The sequence below is a fragment of the Citrobacter sp. MGH 55 genome, assembly GCF_016906145.1.
In the GTDB taxonomy this organism is placed as follows: Bacteria; Pseudomonadota; Gammaproteobacteria; order Enterobacterales; family Enterobacteriaceae; genus Citrobacter_A; species Citrobacter_A amalonaticus.
In genome coordinates, this window is the sequence record NZ_CP070239.1 from 3,661,316 (window position 1) to 3,676,343 (window position 15,028).

Genomic DNA, 15,028 nt, shown 5'->3' on the forward strand with positions numbered 1-15,028 from the left:
ACGCTCAATGATAGCCTTCACCCCCGGAAACCTTGCCACGGAAGACAAAGTAGCTCCAGGCGGTGTACATCAAAATAACCGGGATAATCAGCAGGGTCCCCACCAGCATAAACCGTTGACTGGCAGGCGGTGCTGCCGCCTCCCACAGCGTGATATGCGGTGGGATAATATGCGGCCATAAGCTGATGCCCAGCCCGCTGAAGCCGAGGAAAATTAAACCCAGCGTCAGAATAAAGGGTCGCGCATGGCTGTTCACCTCTGCGCTCAGTCGCCAAATCCACAGGCTCAATACCAGCACAAGAATGGGCACCGGGACAAACCAGAAAAAATTGGGTAGGGTAAACCACCGTTCGGCGATAGCGGGCCAGCCGAGCGGCGTCCAGACGCTCACCACCGCAATAACCCCCAACAGGGCGAGGAGGACTTTACGGGTCAGGACGCGCATTCGCGCTTGCAGCGAACCCTCGCTTTTCATAATCAGCCAACTGGTGCCGAGCAGCAGATAGGCGACGATCAGGCCGAGGCCGCAGAACATGTTGAAGGGGGTGAGCCAGTCCAGTGCTGAACCCGCAAAACGGCGTTCTGTCACCTCGAAGCCGTTAATCACCGCGCCCACCACAATGCCCTGGCTGAATGTCGCGAGCAGCGAACCGCCGGCAAAGGCGTAATCCCAGAATGGTCGGTGGGAAGGTGTCGCCTTAAAGCGAAACTCAAAGGCCACACCACGAAAAATCAGGCCGATGAGCATCATTGTCAGCGGAATTGCCAGTGCGTCGGTGATCACCGCATAGGCCAGCGGGAACGCGCCAAAAAGGCCCGCGCCGCCGAGCACCAGCCAGGTCTCATTACCGTCCCAGACGGGCGCCACGCTGTTTACCATCACGTCACGCTCGCCAGCGTCGTGAACCATGCTGAACAACATCCCAATGCCCAGATCGAAACCATCCATCACGATGTACATCAGGGTGGCAAAGATAATGATGACAAACCACATTACGGTGATATCGATACCCATTACACCTTCTCCTCTTCATCCGTCACCGGTTCTGCCGCCGAGAGGGGGCGAGCCGGGGTGCCATCCGTTTGTGACGTCAGTTCACTGACAGGTTGCGGACCTTTGCGAATGAGCCTGAAAATGTAGTAATAGCCCACGCCAAAAACAGCACCGTAGACGATGATAAAGACCAGCAAGCTGATGACCATTTGCATCGTGCTGTGTAATGACACCGCATCGCGGGTGCGTAAGAATCCGTAGATCACCCACGGTTGACGTCCTGCTTCCGTCGTGACCCAACCCGCCAACAGCGCCAGTAGTCCGGCAGGGCCCATTCCCAGCGCAAACCACAGGAACGGGCGAGACTGATACAGGCGCTGGCGCCAGCGCAGCCAGACGCTACAGAGACCCAGCGCAATCATGAGTAAACCTATGCCCACCATGATACGAAACGACCAGAAGACAACAGGGGAGTTAGGGCGATCTTCTTTGGGATAATCCTTCAGTGCAGGAACCTGTTTATCCAGACTGTGGGTCAGGATCAGACTACCCAGCGCCGGGATCTCCAGACCGTATTTTGTGCGCTCCTCTTCCATGTCCGGCATCCCAAACAGCAAGAGCGGCGTAGCCTCGCCGGGTGTGTTTTCCCAGTGGCCTTCGATAGCGGCGATTTTTACCGGCTGATGCTCAAGGGTATTGAGACCGTGCATATCGCCGACCACCGCCTGAATCGGCGCGACGATTAACGCCATCCACATCGCCATGGAAAACATTTTGCGGATGGCCGGCGTGTCGTTGCCGCGAAGTAAATGCCAGGCGGCAGAGGCTCCCACAAACATCGCGCTACTCAGGAAGGCGGCGATCGACATATGGAACAGACGATACGGAAAGGAGGGGTTGAAAATGATCGCCATCCAGTCCTGCGGGATCACATGACCGTTTTCAATGCTGAAACCTTGCGGCGTCTGCATCCAGCTGTTTGACGCGAGGATCCAGAAAGTGGACATCAGCGTTCCCAGTGCCACCATGCAGGTGGTGAAAAAATGCAGCGCTGGAGAAACTCTGTTCCAGCCAAACAGCATCACGCCCAGAAAACCCGCCTCCAGGAAGAAGGCGGTGAGTACTTCGTAAAGCAGCAGTGGGCCGGTAATACTGCCGGCAAACTGGGAAAATCCGCTCCAGTTTGTGCCGAACTGGTAAGCCATCACCAGACCGGAAACGACGCCCATGCCAAAATTGACGGCAAAGATTTTTAGCCAGAAGTTGTAAAGCGAACGCCAGAGGTTGTTGTGCGTGCGCAGCCACATTCCTTCCAGTACCACCAGATAGCTGGCCAGCCCGATGGTAATCGCCGGGAAAAGAATGTGAAAAGAGACAGTGAAGGCGAACTGAAAACGGGCCAGATGAAAAGCATCAAGTTCAGGCACGGTATGCTACCCCATGACAAAGCGCTGCCATAAGCAGAGCGCAACAAAACTGTTTTTTCTTACCAACCAATAACCTCGGGCGCGGTTATCGTTTCTCCGCACTTTTATTGATATTACCGACCGCCAGGTCAGTTAATTTCAAATCGGTTTCTTTTTCTTCTTCAAGCGTTTGCGCCAGAAGTTTTACCGCGGCGGGATAGCCCAACTGTTCGGCGAGGGTTGCCAGCGTGCCGTAACTGGCAATTTCATAGTGCTCAACTTTTTGGGCGGCCGCAATTAATGCAGCATCGCGAACTTCATTTTTTTCTGTACTTTCGATGACCTCATTGGCTTCTTCAATTAAGCCTTCCATCGCCACGCATTTCATGCGTTTAATCTTAATCTTCGGTTCCTGTTCAATTATCTGGTCTATACGCGCAATTTGCCCTTGAGTTTCTTCCAGGTGCGCATTAAACGCGGCGCTGAGTTTTTCGTCAGAGGCCGCGCGGGCCAGTTTCGCCAGACCACGGGTTAATTGTTTTTCCGCGCTATAGGTGTCTGAAAGTAAATGGATGAAAACATCCTCGAGCGTTTTCATATTCATAACATCCTCTCCCGGTTCAGAAAAAATAACTGCGAGTCTACAGACAGACCCGCAGGACACTTTATTTATTAACGGCTAAAGCAGTCTTACAATCAGGAGTTATCAGACTTACGTCCGCCACTATGGCTGTTCTGACCGCCTTTTTTTCCTGCTTCGGATGCACGCTGCGGATCGTTTTTGAAGTTCCCGCCGCTGTGCTGACCGCCTTTTTTACCCGCTTCAGATGCTTTATCACGGTCTTCTGCGAAATTACCGGAACCACCACGATGCTCTGCCATATCTCACCTCTTGTATATCGGTTATGTCAGTCAGATACAAAAATGTAATTTGTATCCGTCGTTGTTCAGGGCTTAAAGTTAGCGGCTATCCGCGAGGAGTCAAATTTCCACAAAAAATCAGAAAAAATTGACGGGTTACTTTTCAATATATTATCGAAAACACCCGCCTCGCTTATTTTATGGGGGTTTTGTAAATGTTGGTATGTAACTGTCTGAGCGCAGGGCGATTAAAAAAATAGTCTTCAGAATAAAACAGTATTCATTAACAGGCGGCGTTTGAATGACCGAAAATTAATCACTCAGACGTCTTTGAGAACCTTCTCGCCAATTTTGTTCTACGCTTAAAAGTCCGTAGGAAAAATAACGAGAGGTAAACGCATGGCTGACCAGAATAATCAAAAGCAGATCACCAATAAAACGCATTCTGAGCATTTTCCGGCTCCGCCATTTCCGCACCAAAAACAACCTTTTCCAGGACTTGCCAGTAAAATGCAGCCTCGTCCCGATCATGGCGAAGAGAGCTATCAAGGGAGCGGCAGGCTTAACGGCAAGAAAGTCTTAATCACCGGGGGCGATTCCGGTATTGGTCGCGCGGTGGCGATTGCTTATGCGCGGGAAGGTGCCGATGTGGCAATTAATTATTTACCTGATGAAGAAGAAGATGCCCGTGAAGTGGTTGAACTGATTCAAAAAGCAGGCAGGAACGTGGCCGCGATTCCGGGTGATATCCGCGATGAAACCTTCTGCCAGACGCTGGTTAACCAGGCGGTAGATGCGTTAGGTGGGCTGGATATCCTGGTGAATAACGCGGGGCGCCAGCAATTCTGTGAGTCAATTGACGATCTCACTACCGAAGCGTTTGATGCCACGTTCAAGACCAATGTTTACGCGACATTCTGGATTACGAAGGCTGCACTTCGTCATCTCACATCGGGCAGTGTGATCATTAACACCACCTCAGTCCAGGCGTACGAACCGAGCGATATCCTGTTGGATTATGCGCAGACCAAAGCGGCGATCGCCGTCTTCACCAAATCGCTGGCGAAACAACTGGCGCCGAAGGGGATTCGGGTTAACGCTGTCGCGCCGGGTCCCTACTGGACGGTGTTGCAGTGCTGCGGAGGTCAGCCACAGGAAAAAATCGAGAAATTTGGCGCGCAGTCCCCGCTTGGTCGACCCGGTCAACCGGCGGAGATCGCACCGCTGTATGTCACACTGGCTGCGTCAGAGAACAGCTACACGTCCGGTCAGGTCTGGTGTTCAGACGGTGGCACCGGGACCTTATAACGCGCTGTTTGCCAGCCAATGACGACAGGAGAAATGTGAATGAAAGCACTCACTTATCATGGCCCGCATCACGTTAGCGTTGATTCTGTGCCCGATCCGGGCCTTGAGGCGCCGGACGATATTATTCTTCGCGTGACCGCCACCGCCATTTGCGGATCGGATTTGCATCTTTACCGCGGCAAAATCCCTGGTACGCATCATGGCGATATTTTTGGTCATGAGTTTATGGGCGAAGTGGTGGAGACCGGTCCGGAGGTGACGGCAGTCAGTAAAGGCGATCGGGTGGTGATACCTTTTGTCATTGCCTGCGGTGAGTGCTTTTTCTGTCATCTGCATCAATATGCCGCCTGTGAAAATACCAACAACGGCAAAGGTGCTGCACTGAACCGTAAAAACATCACGCCGCCCGCCGCGCTGTTTGGCTACAGCGATCTCTACGGCGGGATCCCCGGCGGGCAGGCAGAATTTGTCCGCGTCCCAAAGGCGAATGCCGGCCCCTTCAAAGTGCCGGAGACATTGCCGGATGAAAAGGTGCTTTTTCTGTCAGATATTTTGCCAACAGCGTGGCAAGCGGTGAAGAATGCCGACATCAGGCAGGGTTCAAGCGTGGCTATCTTTGGCGCGGGCCCGGTGGGTTTACTCTGCGCCGCCTGTGCCCGGCTGAACGGTGCGGAGCATATTTTTATCATTGATCATAACGACTACCGGCTCGAGTTTGCGCATCAGCGTTACGGCGCGATCCCGATTAATTTTGATCAAAACGACGATCCGGCAGAATGGATCATTGATAACACGCCCGGACATCGCGGTGTGGATGCGGTGATTGATGCTGTCGGTTTTGAGGCGAAGGGCAGTCTGACAGAAACCGTACTAAGCACGTTGAAAATTGAAGGCAGCAGCGGTAAAGCGCTTCGGCAATGCATCGCCGCTGTGCGCCGTGGTGGGGTCGTCAGCGTCCCTGGCGTGTATGCCGGTTTTATTCATGGATTCATGTTTGGTGATGCCTTTGACAAAGGACTGACCTTCAAAATGGGTCAGACCCACGTGCATGCTTATCTGCCGGATCTGCTTAGTCTCATTGAACAGGGGCTACTGACACCGGAAGAAATCGTGACTCACCATATGCCACTCGAAGAGGCCGCGCGGGGTTACGAAATATTTGAAAAGCGTGAAGAGGCGTGTCGAAAAGTGATTCTGGTGCCTGGTCTGACGCAAGAAAAGGCCACCGTCTGAGGCGTGGATTGATCAGCAACACCGGTTATGGCACAACGAAAAGCCCGCAGCGATGTGCGGGCTGAAAATGTTAGCGTACGACCAGAACGGAACACTCTGCATGGCGTACCACGGCAGCGGCGTTCGACCCTAACAGATAGGTGGTAATGTCCGGACGGTGGGATGCGATAATCACCATATCCGCAGGCAGTGTTTTCGCCATTTCCAGAATCTTATCTTTTGGCGAGCCTTCAACGACATGGATCTGCACTCTGTCCGACGGGATAGTGAACTTCTTGATAATCTCTTCCAGTTGAGATTTCGCTTCGGCTTTCAGATCGTCCATGGCAGGCAACTCCGCAGAGTAGGCCAGGCCCAGTGCAGAATAGTAAGGCAGAGACGGAATGACGGTCAGGAAATGAACCTGAGCATCGTCAATTTTCGCCTCGGCTTCGACATGATTAATCACACGTTGAGTTAATTCTGAGTCTGAAATATCGATAGGTACAAGAATTGTTCTGTTCATTAAACCTCCTGTTTGAGTATCCCTATAAAGTGTAACGTCTTATCACCGATTCAGTACAATGACAAAGATCACAATTCAACATTATTTGCTTTTGATTTCCGGGTACTTTCCCTTAATAACCCCGTCATAAAATCGGCCTTTTGAGACCACAGAAAGAAAATTTCGGTATATATGCGCAGGAACTCCGCGATATTGCAGAACACCGGTCTGGTAGAAACGAATTTCAAGCGTAGAGGATTTCTCGTCATAGCCGACGGAGGCAATTCGTGATGATTTTACAGGCTGATGGTTCATGGCGGCATCCTCGACGGCAGGTCATACCATGAATATATCATTTAACCTACTGGGATTTTAGTCTTCGTGATATCGCATTTTATTATAGGCAAAACGAATGGGTTATGACGGTGAGGGAAAGGGCAGAAGCCCGCCGTTACCAGCGGGCAGAAGGGCTTAGAACTGATAGACCATACCGAGTGCGACGACGTCATCGGTATTAATATTGTTACGAGAATAGAAGTTGTCGTCGTTATCCAGCAGGTTGATTTTATAATCAACATAGGTGGACATGTTTTTGTTGAAGTAGTAAGTCGCGCCAACATCCGCGTATTTCACCAGATCTTTGCTGTCGTCATTGCCCTGACCGGTCAGATCTTTACCTTTTGACATCAGGAAGGACACCGCCGGACGCAGACCGAAGTCGAACTGGTATTGCGCCGTCACTTCAAAGTTCTGGGTTTTGTTTGCTACGCCGTCATCACCGTACGGGGTCATGTTACGGGTTTCAGAGTACATGGTAGCCAGATAAATGTTGTTGGCGTCATATTTCAGACCCGCTGTCCAGGCATCTGCCTTATCGCCACCCGCGACGCGGCCACCCGCATTGACTTGCTCGTTGGTACGGTCGGAGGTGGTGTAGGCTGCACCGAAGCTAACGCCCATTCCGAAGTCATAGGTCGACGAGATACCGAAACCGTCGCCGTTGGAGTTCTGGACAGTACGATCGCCGCCGTTGCCAGTACCTTCCTGCTCATTGGTGATTTGATCTTCGTTGGCACCCTGATACTGCAGTGCGAAGTTCAGACCGTTAACCAGACCGAAGAAGTCCGTGTTACGGTAAGTGGCAACACCGTTGGTGCGACCTACCATAAAGTTATCGGAATAGGTGTAGGAGTCGCCGCCGAATTCAGGCAGCATATCGGTCCAGCCTTCCACGTCATACATCACGCCGTAGTTACGACCGTAGTCGAATGAACCGTATTCACCAAATTTCAGGCCAGCAAAAGCAAGACGCGTGAAGCTGTTGCCGTGGTCGCCTTCGGTGGTGTTGGCGTTAACCTGATATTCCCACTGACCGTAACCGGTCAGTTGATCATTAATTTGTGTTTCACCTTTAAAGCCCATACGAACATAAGTTTGATCGCCATCACTGTTGGCATTATCAGAGAAATAATGCAGACCATCAACTTTGCCATAAAGATCTAATTTGTTGCCGTCTTTATTATAAACTTCAGCAGCATGTGCTGCGCCTGCTGCTAACAGGGCAGGGATGACAAGGGCCAGTACTTTTCTTTTCATCGCAGTAATCCTTTAGTTTTATATTTGGCTTTCACTCCCTCTGTTGGGGAGTAAAAACATGCTAAAGGAGAAGTTCCGTAAAGAGATAAGTATCAATTGTTACGTCTTAAGTGAAACCTTAAATAAATAATTCCATCGAAATAGCAATAATTGGTGTGAATATAATTGCATAAAGCATATAAAATAAAAATTATACAAAATAAATCCAGTGCGATATTCTTCGTTCGTTATATGCCTTTATTGTCACATACTGCTTTTTTGTTGGTCCAATGCGACGCGTACTGATTTGCCGACAAAGAAATTGACAAGCCCGAACGGATGTTCGGGCTTTTTTTTGGCCGACGTGAACCCTCCGATCAGTCAGTACTGGTCTTCTCCGCTTTACCGGCCAGTTGCGCCAGGAAGTCATAGCGCTTTTGCAGATCGGCCGCGGCGTCCTTCCATAACTGCTCTGCCACTTCTGGTTGCTGCGCATTCAGGCGACGGAAACGCTGCTCGTTGAGTAATGTCTCTGCCAGCGCATCTGACGGCGGGCGAGAGTCCAGCGCCAGCGGCAATTTGCCTTCATCCGCACGACGTGGGTCAAAGCGGTAGAGTGGCCAGAAGCCGGTCGCCGTCAACTGACGCATCTGATCGTGACTCAGTGCGAGGTCATAGCCGTGTTCTTCACACGGGCTGTAGGCGATGATCAGCGACGGACCAGGATACGCTTCCGCTTCCTGAATCGCCTTCACGGTCTGGTTGAGTTGCGCCCCGAGCGAAATCTGTGCGACATAGACATGACCGTACATCATCATGCTGACGCCCAGATCTTTACGCGCCTTCCGTTTGCCGTGCTCACCAAATTTCGTTACCGCGCCAAGCGGTGTGGCTTTTGAGGCCTGACCGCCCGTGTTGGAGTAGCACTGCGTATCCAGCACCAGAATATTGACGTTTTCAGTCAGGCTCATTACATGATCCAGCCCGCCGAAGCCAATATCGTAGGCCCAGCCATCGCCGCCGATCAGCCAGATGGATTTTTCAACCAGCGCATCGGCGTCGGTGAGCAGTTCACGTGCGCCATCGACATCCTTCAGATGCTGACGCAGCGCGGCAACTTGCTCACGACGCACGTCAGGAGTCGCATCGGTATGTAAAGCGTCATTCAGTTCAGCCGGGATCTGGTCGGCAAACTGTTCGAGCAGACGCAGCACGCGTACGCGATGCTGATCGACCGTCAGACGAAAGCCCAGACCGAACTCTGCGTTATCCTCAAACAGCGAGTTTGCCCATGCGGGACCGCGCCCATTGGCATCGGTTGTGTACGGTGTGGAAGGCAGGTTCCCACCGTAAATTGACGAACACCCCGTGGCGTTGGCAATCAGCATTCTGTCGCCATAGAGTTGGGTCAGTAACTTGATATACGGCGTTTCGCCACAGCCGGAACAGGCACCGGAATATTCAAACAGCGGCGTAATCAACTGAGAGGTACGAATATCGATACGTTCGAGTTTATTGCGGTCAATTTCCGGCAGGCTGAGGAAAAAGTCATAATTCACTTTCTCTTCTTCGACGTGCTCAAGGCGCGACATCATATTGATGGCCTTGATTTCCGGATTCTGACGGTCTTTCGCCGGGCACACTTCCACACACAGATTACAGCCAGTGCAGTCTTCCGGCGCGACCTGCAGAACGTATTTCTGTCCGCGCATATCGCGTGATTTCACATCCAGCGAATGCAGGCTGGCGGGAGCATTCTCCATTGCTTCCGGCGAAACCACTTTGGCACGAATAGCCGAGTGCGGGCAGGCCGCAACGCAGTGGTTACACTGAGTGCAAAGCTCCTCTTTCCAGATGGGGATCGCTTCGGCGATGTTGCGTTTCTCCCAGCGGGTGGTACCCATAGGCCAGGTGCCGTCGGGCGGCAGCGCAGAGACGGGAAGGGCATCGCCGAGCCCCGCGAGCATTGCCGCGGTCACCGTCTTCACAAAATCAGGCGCGGCGTCAGACACCACCGGAGGACGGTGGGCGCTGTGCGGATCAACCGCCTGCAGCGGCACCTCAGCAACAGACTCGCACGCCAGCGCCAGTGCCTGCCAGTTGCGTTCCACCAGGTCCTGACCTTTGCTGCTGTAACTTTTGGCAATTGCCCCCTGAAGTTCAGCCAGCGCGCTATCGCCCGGCAGAATTTGAGTCAGATGAAAAAACGCCATCTGCATGACGGTGTTAATCCGCGCCGCCAGGCCACATTCACGGGCGATTTTCGCCGCATTAATGACGTATAAACGCGCTTTCTTCTGGTTCAGTACCGCCTGTACTTCCTGTGGCAAGCGTGACCAGACCTCATCTGCGGGATACGGCGTATTCAGCAGGAAAATACCACCAGGCTTCAGTCGTTCAGCCATCTGGTATTTATCGATAAACTGCAGCTGGTGACAGCCGACAAAATCGGCCTGTGAGATCAGGTAAGCAGAGCGGATCGGCTGTTCACTCACGCGCAGGTGAGACACCGTCAGACCGCCTGCCTTTTTGGAGTCATACACGAAGTAGCCCTGGGCATACCACGGCGTTGAATTACCGATGATCTTGATGTTGTTCTTGGTCGCCGAAACGCTGCCGTCACTGCCGAGACCGTAAAATAGTGCTTCCAGCTTCGCCGTCGTCGGCAAGGTGTTATCAGGCAGTGGCAACGACAGGTTGGTGACATCATCGTAGATACCAACGGTGAAGCGCGGTTTGGGTTTTGCCTGGCACAGTTCATTAAAGACCGCGAGCACGCAGTCCGGGCCAAACTCTTTTGACGAGAGACCATAACGGCCGCCAATCATGCGCGGCAACGTTTCACGCTCACCGCCGTTGAATGCTTCCGCCAGCGCGGTCATCACATCGAGATACAGGGGTTCGGCCTGGGCACCCGGTTCTTTGGTGCGATCGAGCACGGCAACCGCGCGGACGGATTCAGGCAAGGCCCGCAGCAGATGTTTAGCTGAGAAGGGGCGGAACAGGCGGACTTTCAGCACCCCGACTTTCTCGCCGCGCGTCAGCAGTTCGTCAACCACTTCTTCGCTGGTGCCGATAGCAGAACCCATCAGAATGATGACCCGTTCGGCCTGCGGATGACCGTAATATTCGAACGGCTGATACTGACGACCGGTTGCGGCAGCGAAATCATTCATCGCCTGTTCGACATGATCGTATACCGCGTCATACCACGGGTTGGTCGCCTCGCGGGACTGGAAATACGTATCGGGATTCGCTGAGGTGCCGCGGATCACCGGGTGCTCTGGGTTGAGCGCCCGGGCGCGATGTGCATCAATTTCAGCCTGCGGCATCAGGCCGCGAATCGTGTCATCTGCCAGCGGGATGATTTTGTTGATTTCATGCGAAGTGCGGAAACCATCAAAAAAGTGAATAAAGGGAACCCGGCTTTTCAGGGTCGCGATTTGCGAGATCAGCGCGAAGTCCTGCGCCTCCTGTACGCTTGCGGCGCACAGCATGGCGCAGCCGGTCTGGCGGACCGCCATGACGTCTGAATGATCGCCAAAAATCGACAACGCGTGGGTTGCCACGGTACGGGCGGCGACATGCAGTACAAAGGGGGTTAATTGTCCCGCCAGTTTGTACAGCGTGGGGATCATCAGCAGTAACCCCTGTGAAGAGGTAAAGGAGGTGGCAAGCGCGCCGGTTTGCAGCGCACCGTGAACGGTCGCTATTGCACCGCCTTCCGACTGCATTTCGACGACGCGCGGCGTATCTCCCCAGATGTTTTTCAGCCCGTTGCCTGCCCAGGCGTCAGCCTGTTCAGCCATCGTTGAACTGGGCGTAATGGGGTAGATGGCGATAACTTCACTGGTACGAAACGCCACCGAAGCGACTGCACCATTACCGTCAATAGTAATCATATGACACCCTTACATTGCGCAAAAAAGAGGGACGCAGGAAACCACTTAGCGTCCTGATAGTTATTTCTCTAGTATAGGACTTTCCTGTATTCCCTAGAAGTTGTGCCACTTTCGAGTGCACAAATTGACACAAAGCTCGCAAAAACAATGACAATTTTATTGCCCGGTAGGTAACACCGGGTTGTATATTTAATTGTGCTTTTTTGTTATGAGTTGGTTATTGCCTGCAAGGCAGGCGATATTAAAAACATATTGTCCAAAAGTGGAGTGAGATTTTCTTTAAGGATTTCCTTAATGAATTTATTATCCTCGCCATTATCGTCATGATGTGAATTTCTTAATAAGACTTTTTAAGTTCGGTGTCAGGCCGCCCGCGCCTATACTGAGCGCAATTCAGGACGGGAAGGGCCTGTAAACCTTTGCGTTATTGAAGGTCGATACTCTTGTTATCGTGAATAGACGTTAAAACAAAAATAACTCTTTTATTTATCATTATTGATAACTTTTTTCGTGCGCCAAAAGTATGGATGTGTTCAGGTATTTAATTGTTTTGATTAGGTTATGTTACGAATTTTATTACTTACTTTACTTATTTCCGCCTCATCGTCGTCATTTGCCTTTGTGAAAATTCAGACCAAAAACTGGGGAGCCAATACCTTTTCGCCACTCTCTTATTCTGAAGGGCACTTTTCACAAGCGCCTGTTCAGAATAAGAAAGCGCAGCTTAAGCATCGCATTATGAGTGAATTTGCGCAGTGGAGAGGAACCGATTACCGCTGGGGAGGTGACAGTCGCAATGGTATTGATTGTTCGGCGTTCACGCGCAGAATTATTGCCTCGGTTATCCATAGACGCTTGCCGCGTACCGCGCAGGAGCAAAGTCGTATGGGGCAGAGAGTCAGTCAGCGTGAGCTGAAAGTCGGCGATCTGGTGTTTTTTAAGACGGAGCCGAACGTGCATCACGTTGGCGTTTATATCGGCAATGACTCCTTTATACATGCCTCCAGCTCGCAAGGCGTGACAATGTCACATTTGTCGAATCAGTACTGGCAGGCGCACTATTTGACCGCTCGCCGGGTGAGCGCATAACGACAGAACAGGCCTATGGGATCCCAATCCAGGGGAAAAAGCGCAATAAAATGCGGCGAGGCCGCATAATTGCGCGTTTTGACTCTCGACGCGACGGATTCGGATGCCTATTATTAGTGCGGCTTGTTTACGCTTACAGAATATGAGGGGAGTCAAATGCGCGCAGCGTTTTGGGTAGGATGTGCCGCGTTATTGTTGTCGGCTTGCAGCAGTGACAATGAACCTGTTCAGCAGGCGACAGCAGCGCATGTCGCACCGGGTTTAAAAGCATCGATGACCAGTTCCGGTGAGGCAAATTGCGCCATGATAGGCGGTTCACTTTCCGTTGCCCGTCAGTTAGACGGATCGGCAATTGGTATGTGCGCGCTTCCCAACGGCAAACGTTGCAGTGAACAATCCCTCGCCGCGGGAAGCTGTGGTAGCTATTAAGCACCCATTACTACATTAAATCGGCAAGCTTATAGCTTAACGTATGTTCCGCTGTGGCCAGGGTGAGCTGGTTGGCGGTCAGGTCTACTTGTGCGCCCTGTTTCAGCATGGTGCTGAGGGTATTGTCCAGCTCGTTGAGCTGGGGATCGGCGCACATCATTCGGGTCATCGCCATCTCTTTTACTTTCAATGCACCGTCAGAAAGTGATGCCTGACCGTTGAAGCGATTACACATATTGCCCGAAATCATCATCTTTTCGCCAAAACTCAGTTCAAGCGGATGACCCTTTGCATTGATCGGTTTACCGTCTACGCTCTCCAGCACAAAGCGGTGATGCTGTAATTGCTCACGGCTGACCGATACTTTTCCGTTGCTTACACAACCTGCAACCAGCAGGCTCAGCGCAACCAGCGCTATGACCTTCTTCATGTTAACTCTCTGCATTTAAACGTAATCGCCACCGACAGCATACCTATTTCATCGCCAGTGGCTTTGGGGAAATTCTGAAATGCCCTCCTGCGAACAGGAAGGCGGCGGTTCAGAACAGGGCGTTAGGGCAGGTTTCTCCGTTCGCTAACTGCTGTAAATTTTGCAGCGTAGTCTCAGAAATACTGGTCAACGCTTCAGCGGTGAGGAAAGCCTGATGCCCGGTAAACAGGACGTTATGACAGGCCGACAGGCGACGGAAAACATCATCCTGGATAACGTCGTTCGACTTATCTTCGAAGAACAGATCGCGCTCGTTTTCGTAAACGTCCATCCCCAGTGAACCTATTTTCTGATTTTTCAGCGCTTCAATCGCCGCCTGAGAATCGATCAGGGCGCCACGACTGGTGTTGATGACCATCACGCCATTTTTCATCTGATCAAACGCGGCATGGTTCAGCAGGTGATAGTTTTCCGGCGTTAACGGGCAGTGCAGTGAAATTACATCGGATTCGGCGAACAGCGTCGGCAAATCAACATACTCCACGCCGAGTTCGAGCGCAGCTGCGCTGGGGTACGGATCAAACGCCAGCAGACGCATTCCAAAGCCTTTCAGAATACGTAGGGCCGCGATGCCGATCTTCCCGGTACCAATCACCCCCGCCGTTTTTCCGTGCATCGTGAAGCCGGTTAACCCTTCCAGTGAGAAGTTAGCATCACGAGTACGCTGATAAGCGCGATGAATACGGCGGTTCAGCGTCATCATCATGCCCACCGCATGTTCCGCGACGGCTTCCGGAGAATAGGCCGGGACACGAACGACCTGCAGACCTAACTCTTTTGCCGCATCCAGATCGACGTTATTGAACCCCGCGCAACGCAAAGCAATGTACTTAACGCCATGATTTTTCAGTTCTTCGAGCACCGGGCGACTGCCATCATCGTTCACGAAAATACAAACCGCCTCGCAGCCATGAGCGGTTTTAGCCGTTTTCTCCGTCAACAGAAAATCAAAGAATTCAAGTTCAAAACCAAAGGCTTCGTTAACCTGCTGCAGATACTTTTTGTCGTACTGTTTTGTACTGTAGACGGCGAGTTTCATAAGTCTTTCTCCAGTGATATCGAATCACAATTATCGAATTCAAATTATTTTACAAAACATAAAATATTATTGAAAGTGATACCTATAATGAATAATTCTAGAGCATCAATAGATTGTTCGTTCAGTGTATCGATTGCAGATTTCAGCAGGTGACAGTGCTGCTCCACACCTCTGTTTCGGTGACACAAACAGCCCGTTGTTCGTCAGGATACGACTGA

The 15,028-nt window shown here is 51.8% G+C and carries 14 protein-coding genes; 4 read left to right on the forward strand and 10 right to left on the reverse strand.

Annotated elements, in window-relative coordinates; genetic code table 11:
* Nucleotides 1-4: 4 nt before the first annotated feature.
* The 4 genes from cydB to JTI98_RS15015 form a co-directional block, all read right to left on the reverse strand.
* Nucleotides 5-1,015: a cytochrome d ubiquinol oxidase subunit II gene (gene cydB, locus JTI98_RS15000; protein ID WP_216081448.1), complete on the reverse strand. Its 1,011-nt coding sequence runs from the start codon at nt 1,013-1,015 to the stop codon at nt 5-7.
* Nucleotides 1,015-2,421, reverse strand: coding sequence for a cytochrome ubiquinol oxidase subunit I (locus JTI98_RS15005; RefSeq protein WP_216081449.1), 1,407 nt, complete (start codon nt 2,419-2,421; stop codon nt 1,015-1,017). Before JTI98_RS15005 ends, cydB begins: the two co-directional genes overlap by 1 nt.
* 85 nt (nt 2,422-2,506) lie before the next feature.
* Nucleotides 2,507-3,004 (reverse strand): ferritin-like domain-containing protein, encoded by a 498-nt coding sequence (locus JTI98_RS15010; RefSeq protein ID WP_043000596.1) that lies wholly within the window; start codon nt 3,002-3,004, stop codon nt 2,507-2,509.
* Between the two features lie 92 nt (nt 3,005-3,096).
* Nucleotides 3,097-3,282, reverse strand: coding sequence for a general stress protein (locus JTI98_RS15015; RefSeq protein ID WP_043000597.1), 186 nt, complete (start codon nt 3,280-3,282; stop codon nt 3,097-3,099).
* 378 nt (nt 3,283-3,660) lie between these two features.
* On the opposite strand from JTI98_RS15015, the gene JTI98_RS15020 reads away from it, so the two are divergent.
* Both JTI98_RS15020 and JTI98_RS15025 read left to right on the forward strand, forming a co-directional pair.
* Nucleotides 3,661-4,569, forward strand: coding sequence for an SDR family oxidoreductase (locus JTI98_RS15020; RefSeq protein WP_216081450.1), 909 nt, complete (start codon nt 3,661-3,663; stop codon nt 4,567-4,569).
* Nucleotides 4,570-4,608: 39 nt separating this feature from the next.
* Entirely contained in the window at nt 4,609-5,802 is a 1,194-nt protein-coding gene (locus JTI98_RS15025; protein WP_216081451.1) for a zinc-dependent alcohol dehydrogenase, read from the forward strand.
* Between the two features lie 70 nt (nt 5,803-5,872).
* Here JTI98_RS15025 and uspF read toward each other — a convergent pair whose 3' ends face one another.
* The 4 genes from uspF to nifJ all read right to left on the reverse strand — a co-directional run bounded on the left by uspF (nt 5,873) and on the right by nifJ (nt 11,763).
* The gene (uspF, locus tag JTI98_RS15030) at nt 5,873-6,307 is read right to left on the reverse strand and encodes a universal stress protein UspF (protein WP_043000600.1); all 435 of its coding nucleotides are present in this window, start codon (nt 6,305-6,307) and stop codon (nt 5,873-5,875) included.
* A gap of 81 nt (nt 6,308-6,388) precedes the next feature.
* Nucleotides 6,389-6,601, reverse strand: coding sequence for a KTSC domain-containing protein (locus JTI98_RS15035; protein WP_043000601.1), 213 nt, complete (start codon nt 6,599-6,601; stop codon nt 6,389-6,391).
* A gap of 156 nt (nt 6,602-6,757) precedes the next feature.
* Nucleotides 6,758-7,882: a porin OmpC gene (gene ompC / locus JTI98_RS15040; RefSeq protein ID WP_043000602.1), complete on the reverse strand. Its 1,125-nt coding sequence runs from the start codon at nt 7,880-7,882 to the stop codon at nt 6,758-6,760.
* A 356-nt stretch (nt 7,883-8,238) separates the two neighbouring features.
* Nucleotides 8,239-11,763: a pyruvate:ferredoxin (flavodoxin) oxidoreductase gene (gene nifJ / locus JTI98_RS15045; protein ID WP_216081452.1), complete on the reverse strand. Its 3,525-nt coding sequence runs from the start codon at nt 11,761-11,763 to the stop codon at nt 8,239-8,241.
* A 738-nt stretch (nt 11,764-12,501) separates the two neighbouring features.
* Here nifJ and JTI98_RS15050 point away from each other — a divergent pair.
* Together JTI98_RS15050 and JTI98_RS15055 are read left to right on the forward strand one after the other, a co-directional pair.
* Nucleotides 12,502-12,852 carry a C40 family peptidase gene (locus JTI98_RS15050; protein WP_225738872.1) on the forward strand — a complete coding sequence of 117 codons (351 nt, stop codon included), beginning with the start codon at nt 12,502-12,504 and terminating at the stop codon, nt 12,850-12,852.
* A 156-nt stretch (nt 12,853-13,008) separates the two neighbouring features.
* A complete protein-coding gene (locus JTI98_RS15055; RefSeq protein WP_043000605.1) occupies nt 13,009-13,281 on the forward strand; it encodes a DUF333 domain-containing protein in 273 nt (90 codons plus the stop codon).
* Between the two features lie 10 nt (nt 13,282-13,291).
* On the opposite strand, the gene hslJ is transcribed toward JTI98_RS15055, so the two are convergent.
* Together hslJ and JTI98_RS15065 are read right to left on the reverse strand one after the other, a co-directional pair.
* Nucleotides 13,292-13,711, reverse strand: coding sequence for a heat shock protein HslJ (hslJ, locus tag JTI98_RS15060; protein ID WP_043000606.1), 420 nt, complete (start codon nt 13,709-13,711; stop codon nt 13,292-13,294).
* A 109-nt stretch (nt 13,712-13,820) separates the two neighbouring features.
* Nucleotides 13,821-14,810, reverse strand: coding sequence for a 2-hydroxyacid dehydrogenase (locus JTI98_RS15065; RefSeq protein WP_042318863.1), 990 nt, complete (start codon nt 14,808-14,810; stop codon nt 13,821-13,823).
* Nucleotides 14,811-15,028 lie beyond the last annotated feature (218 nt).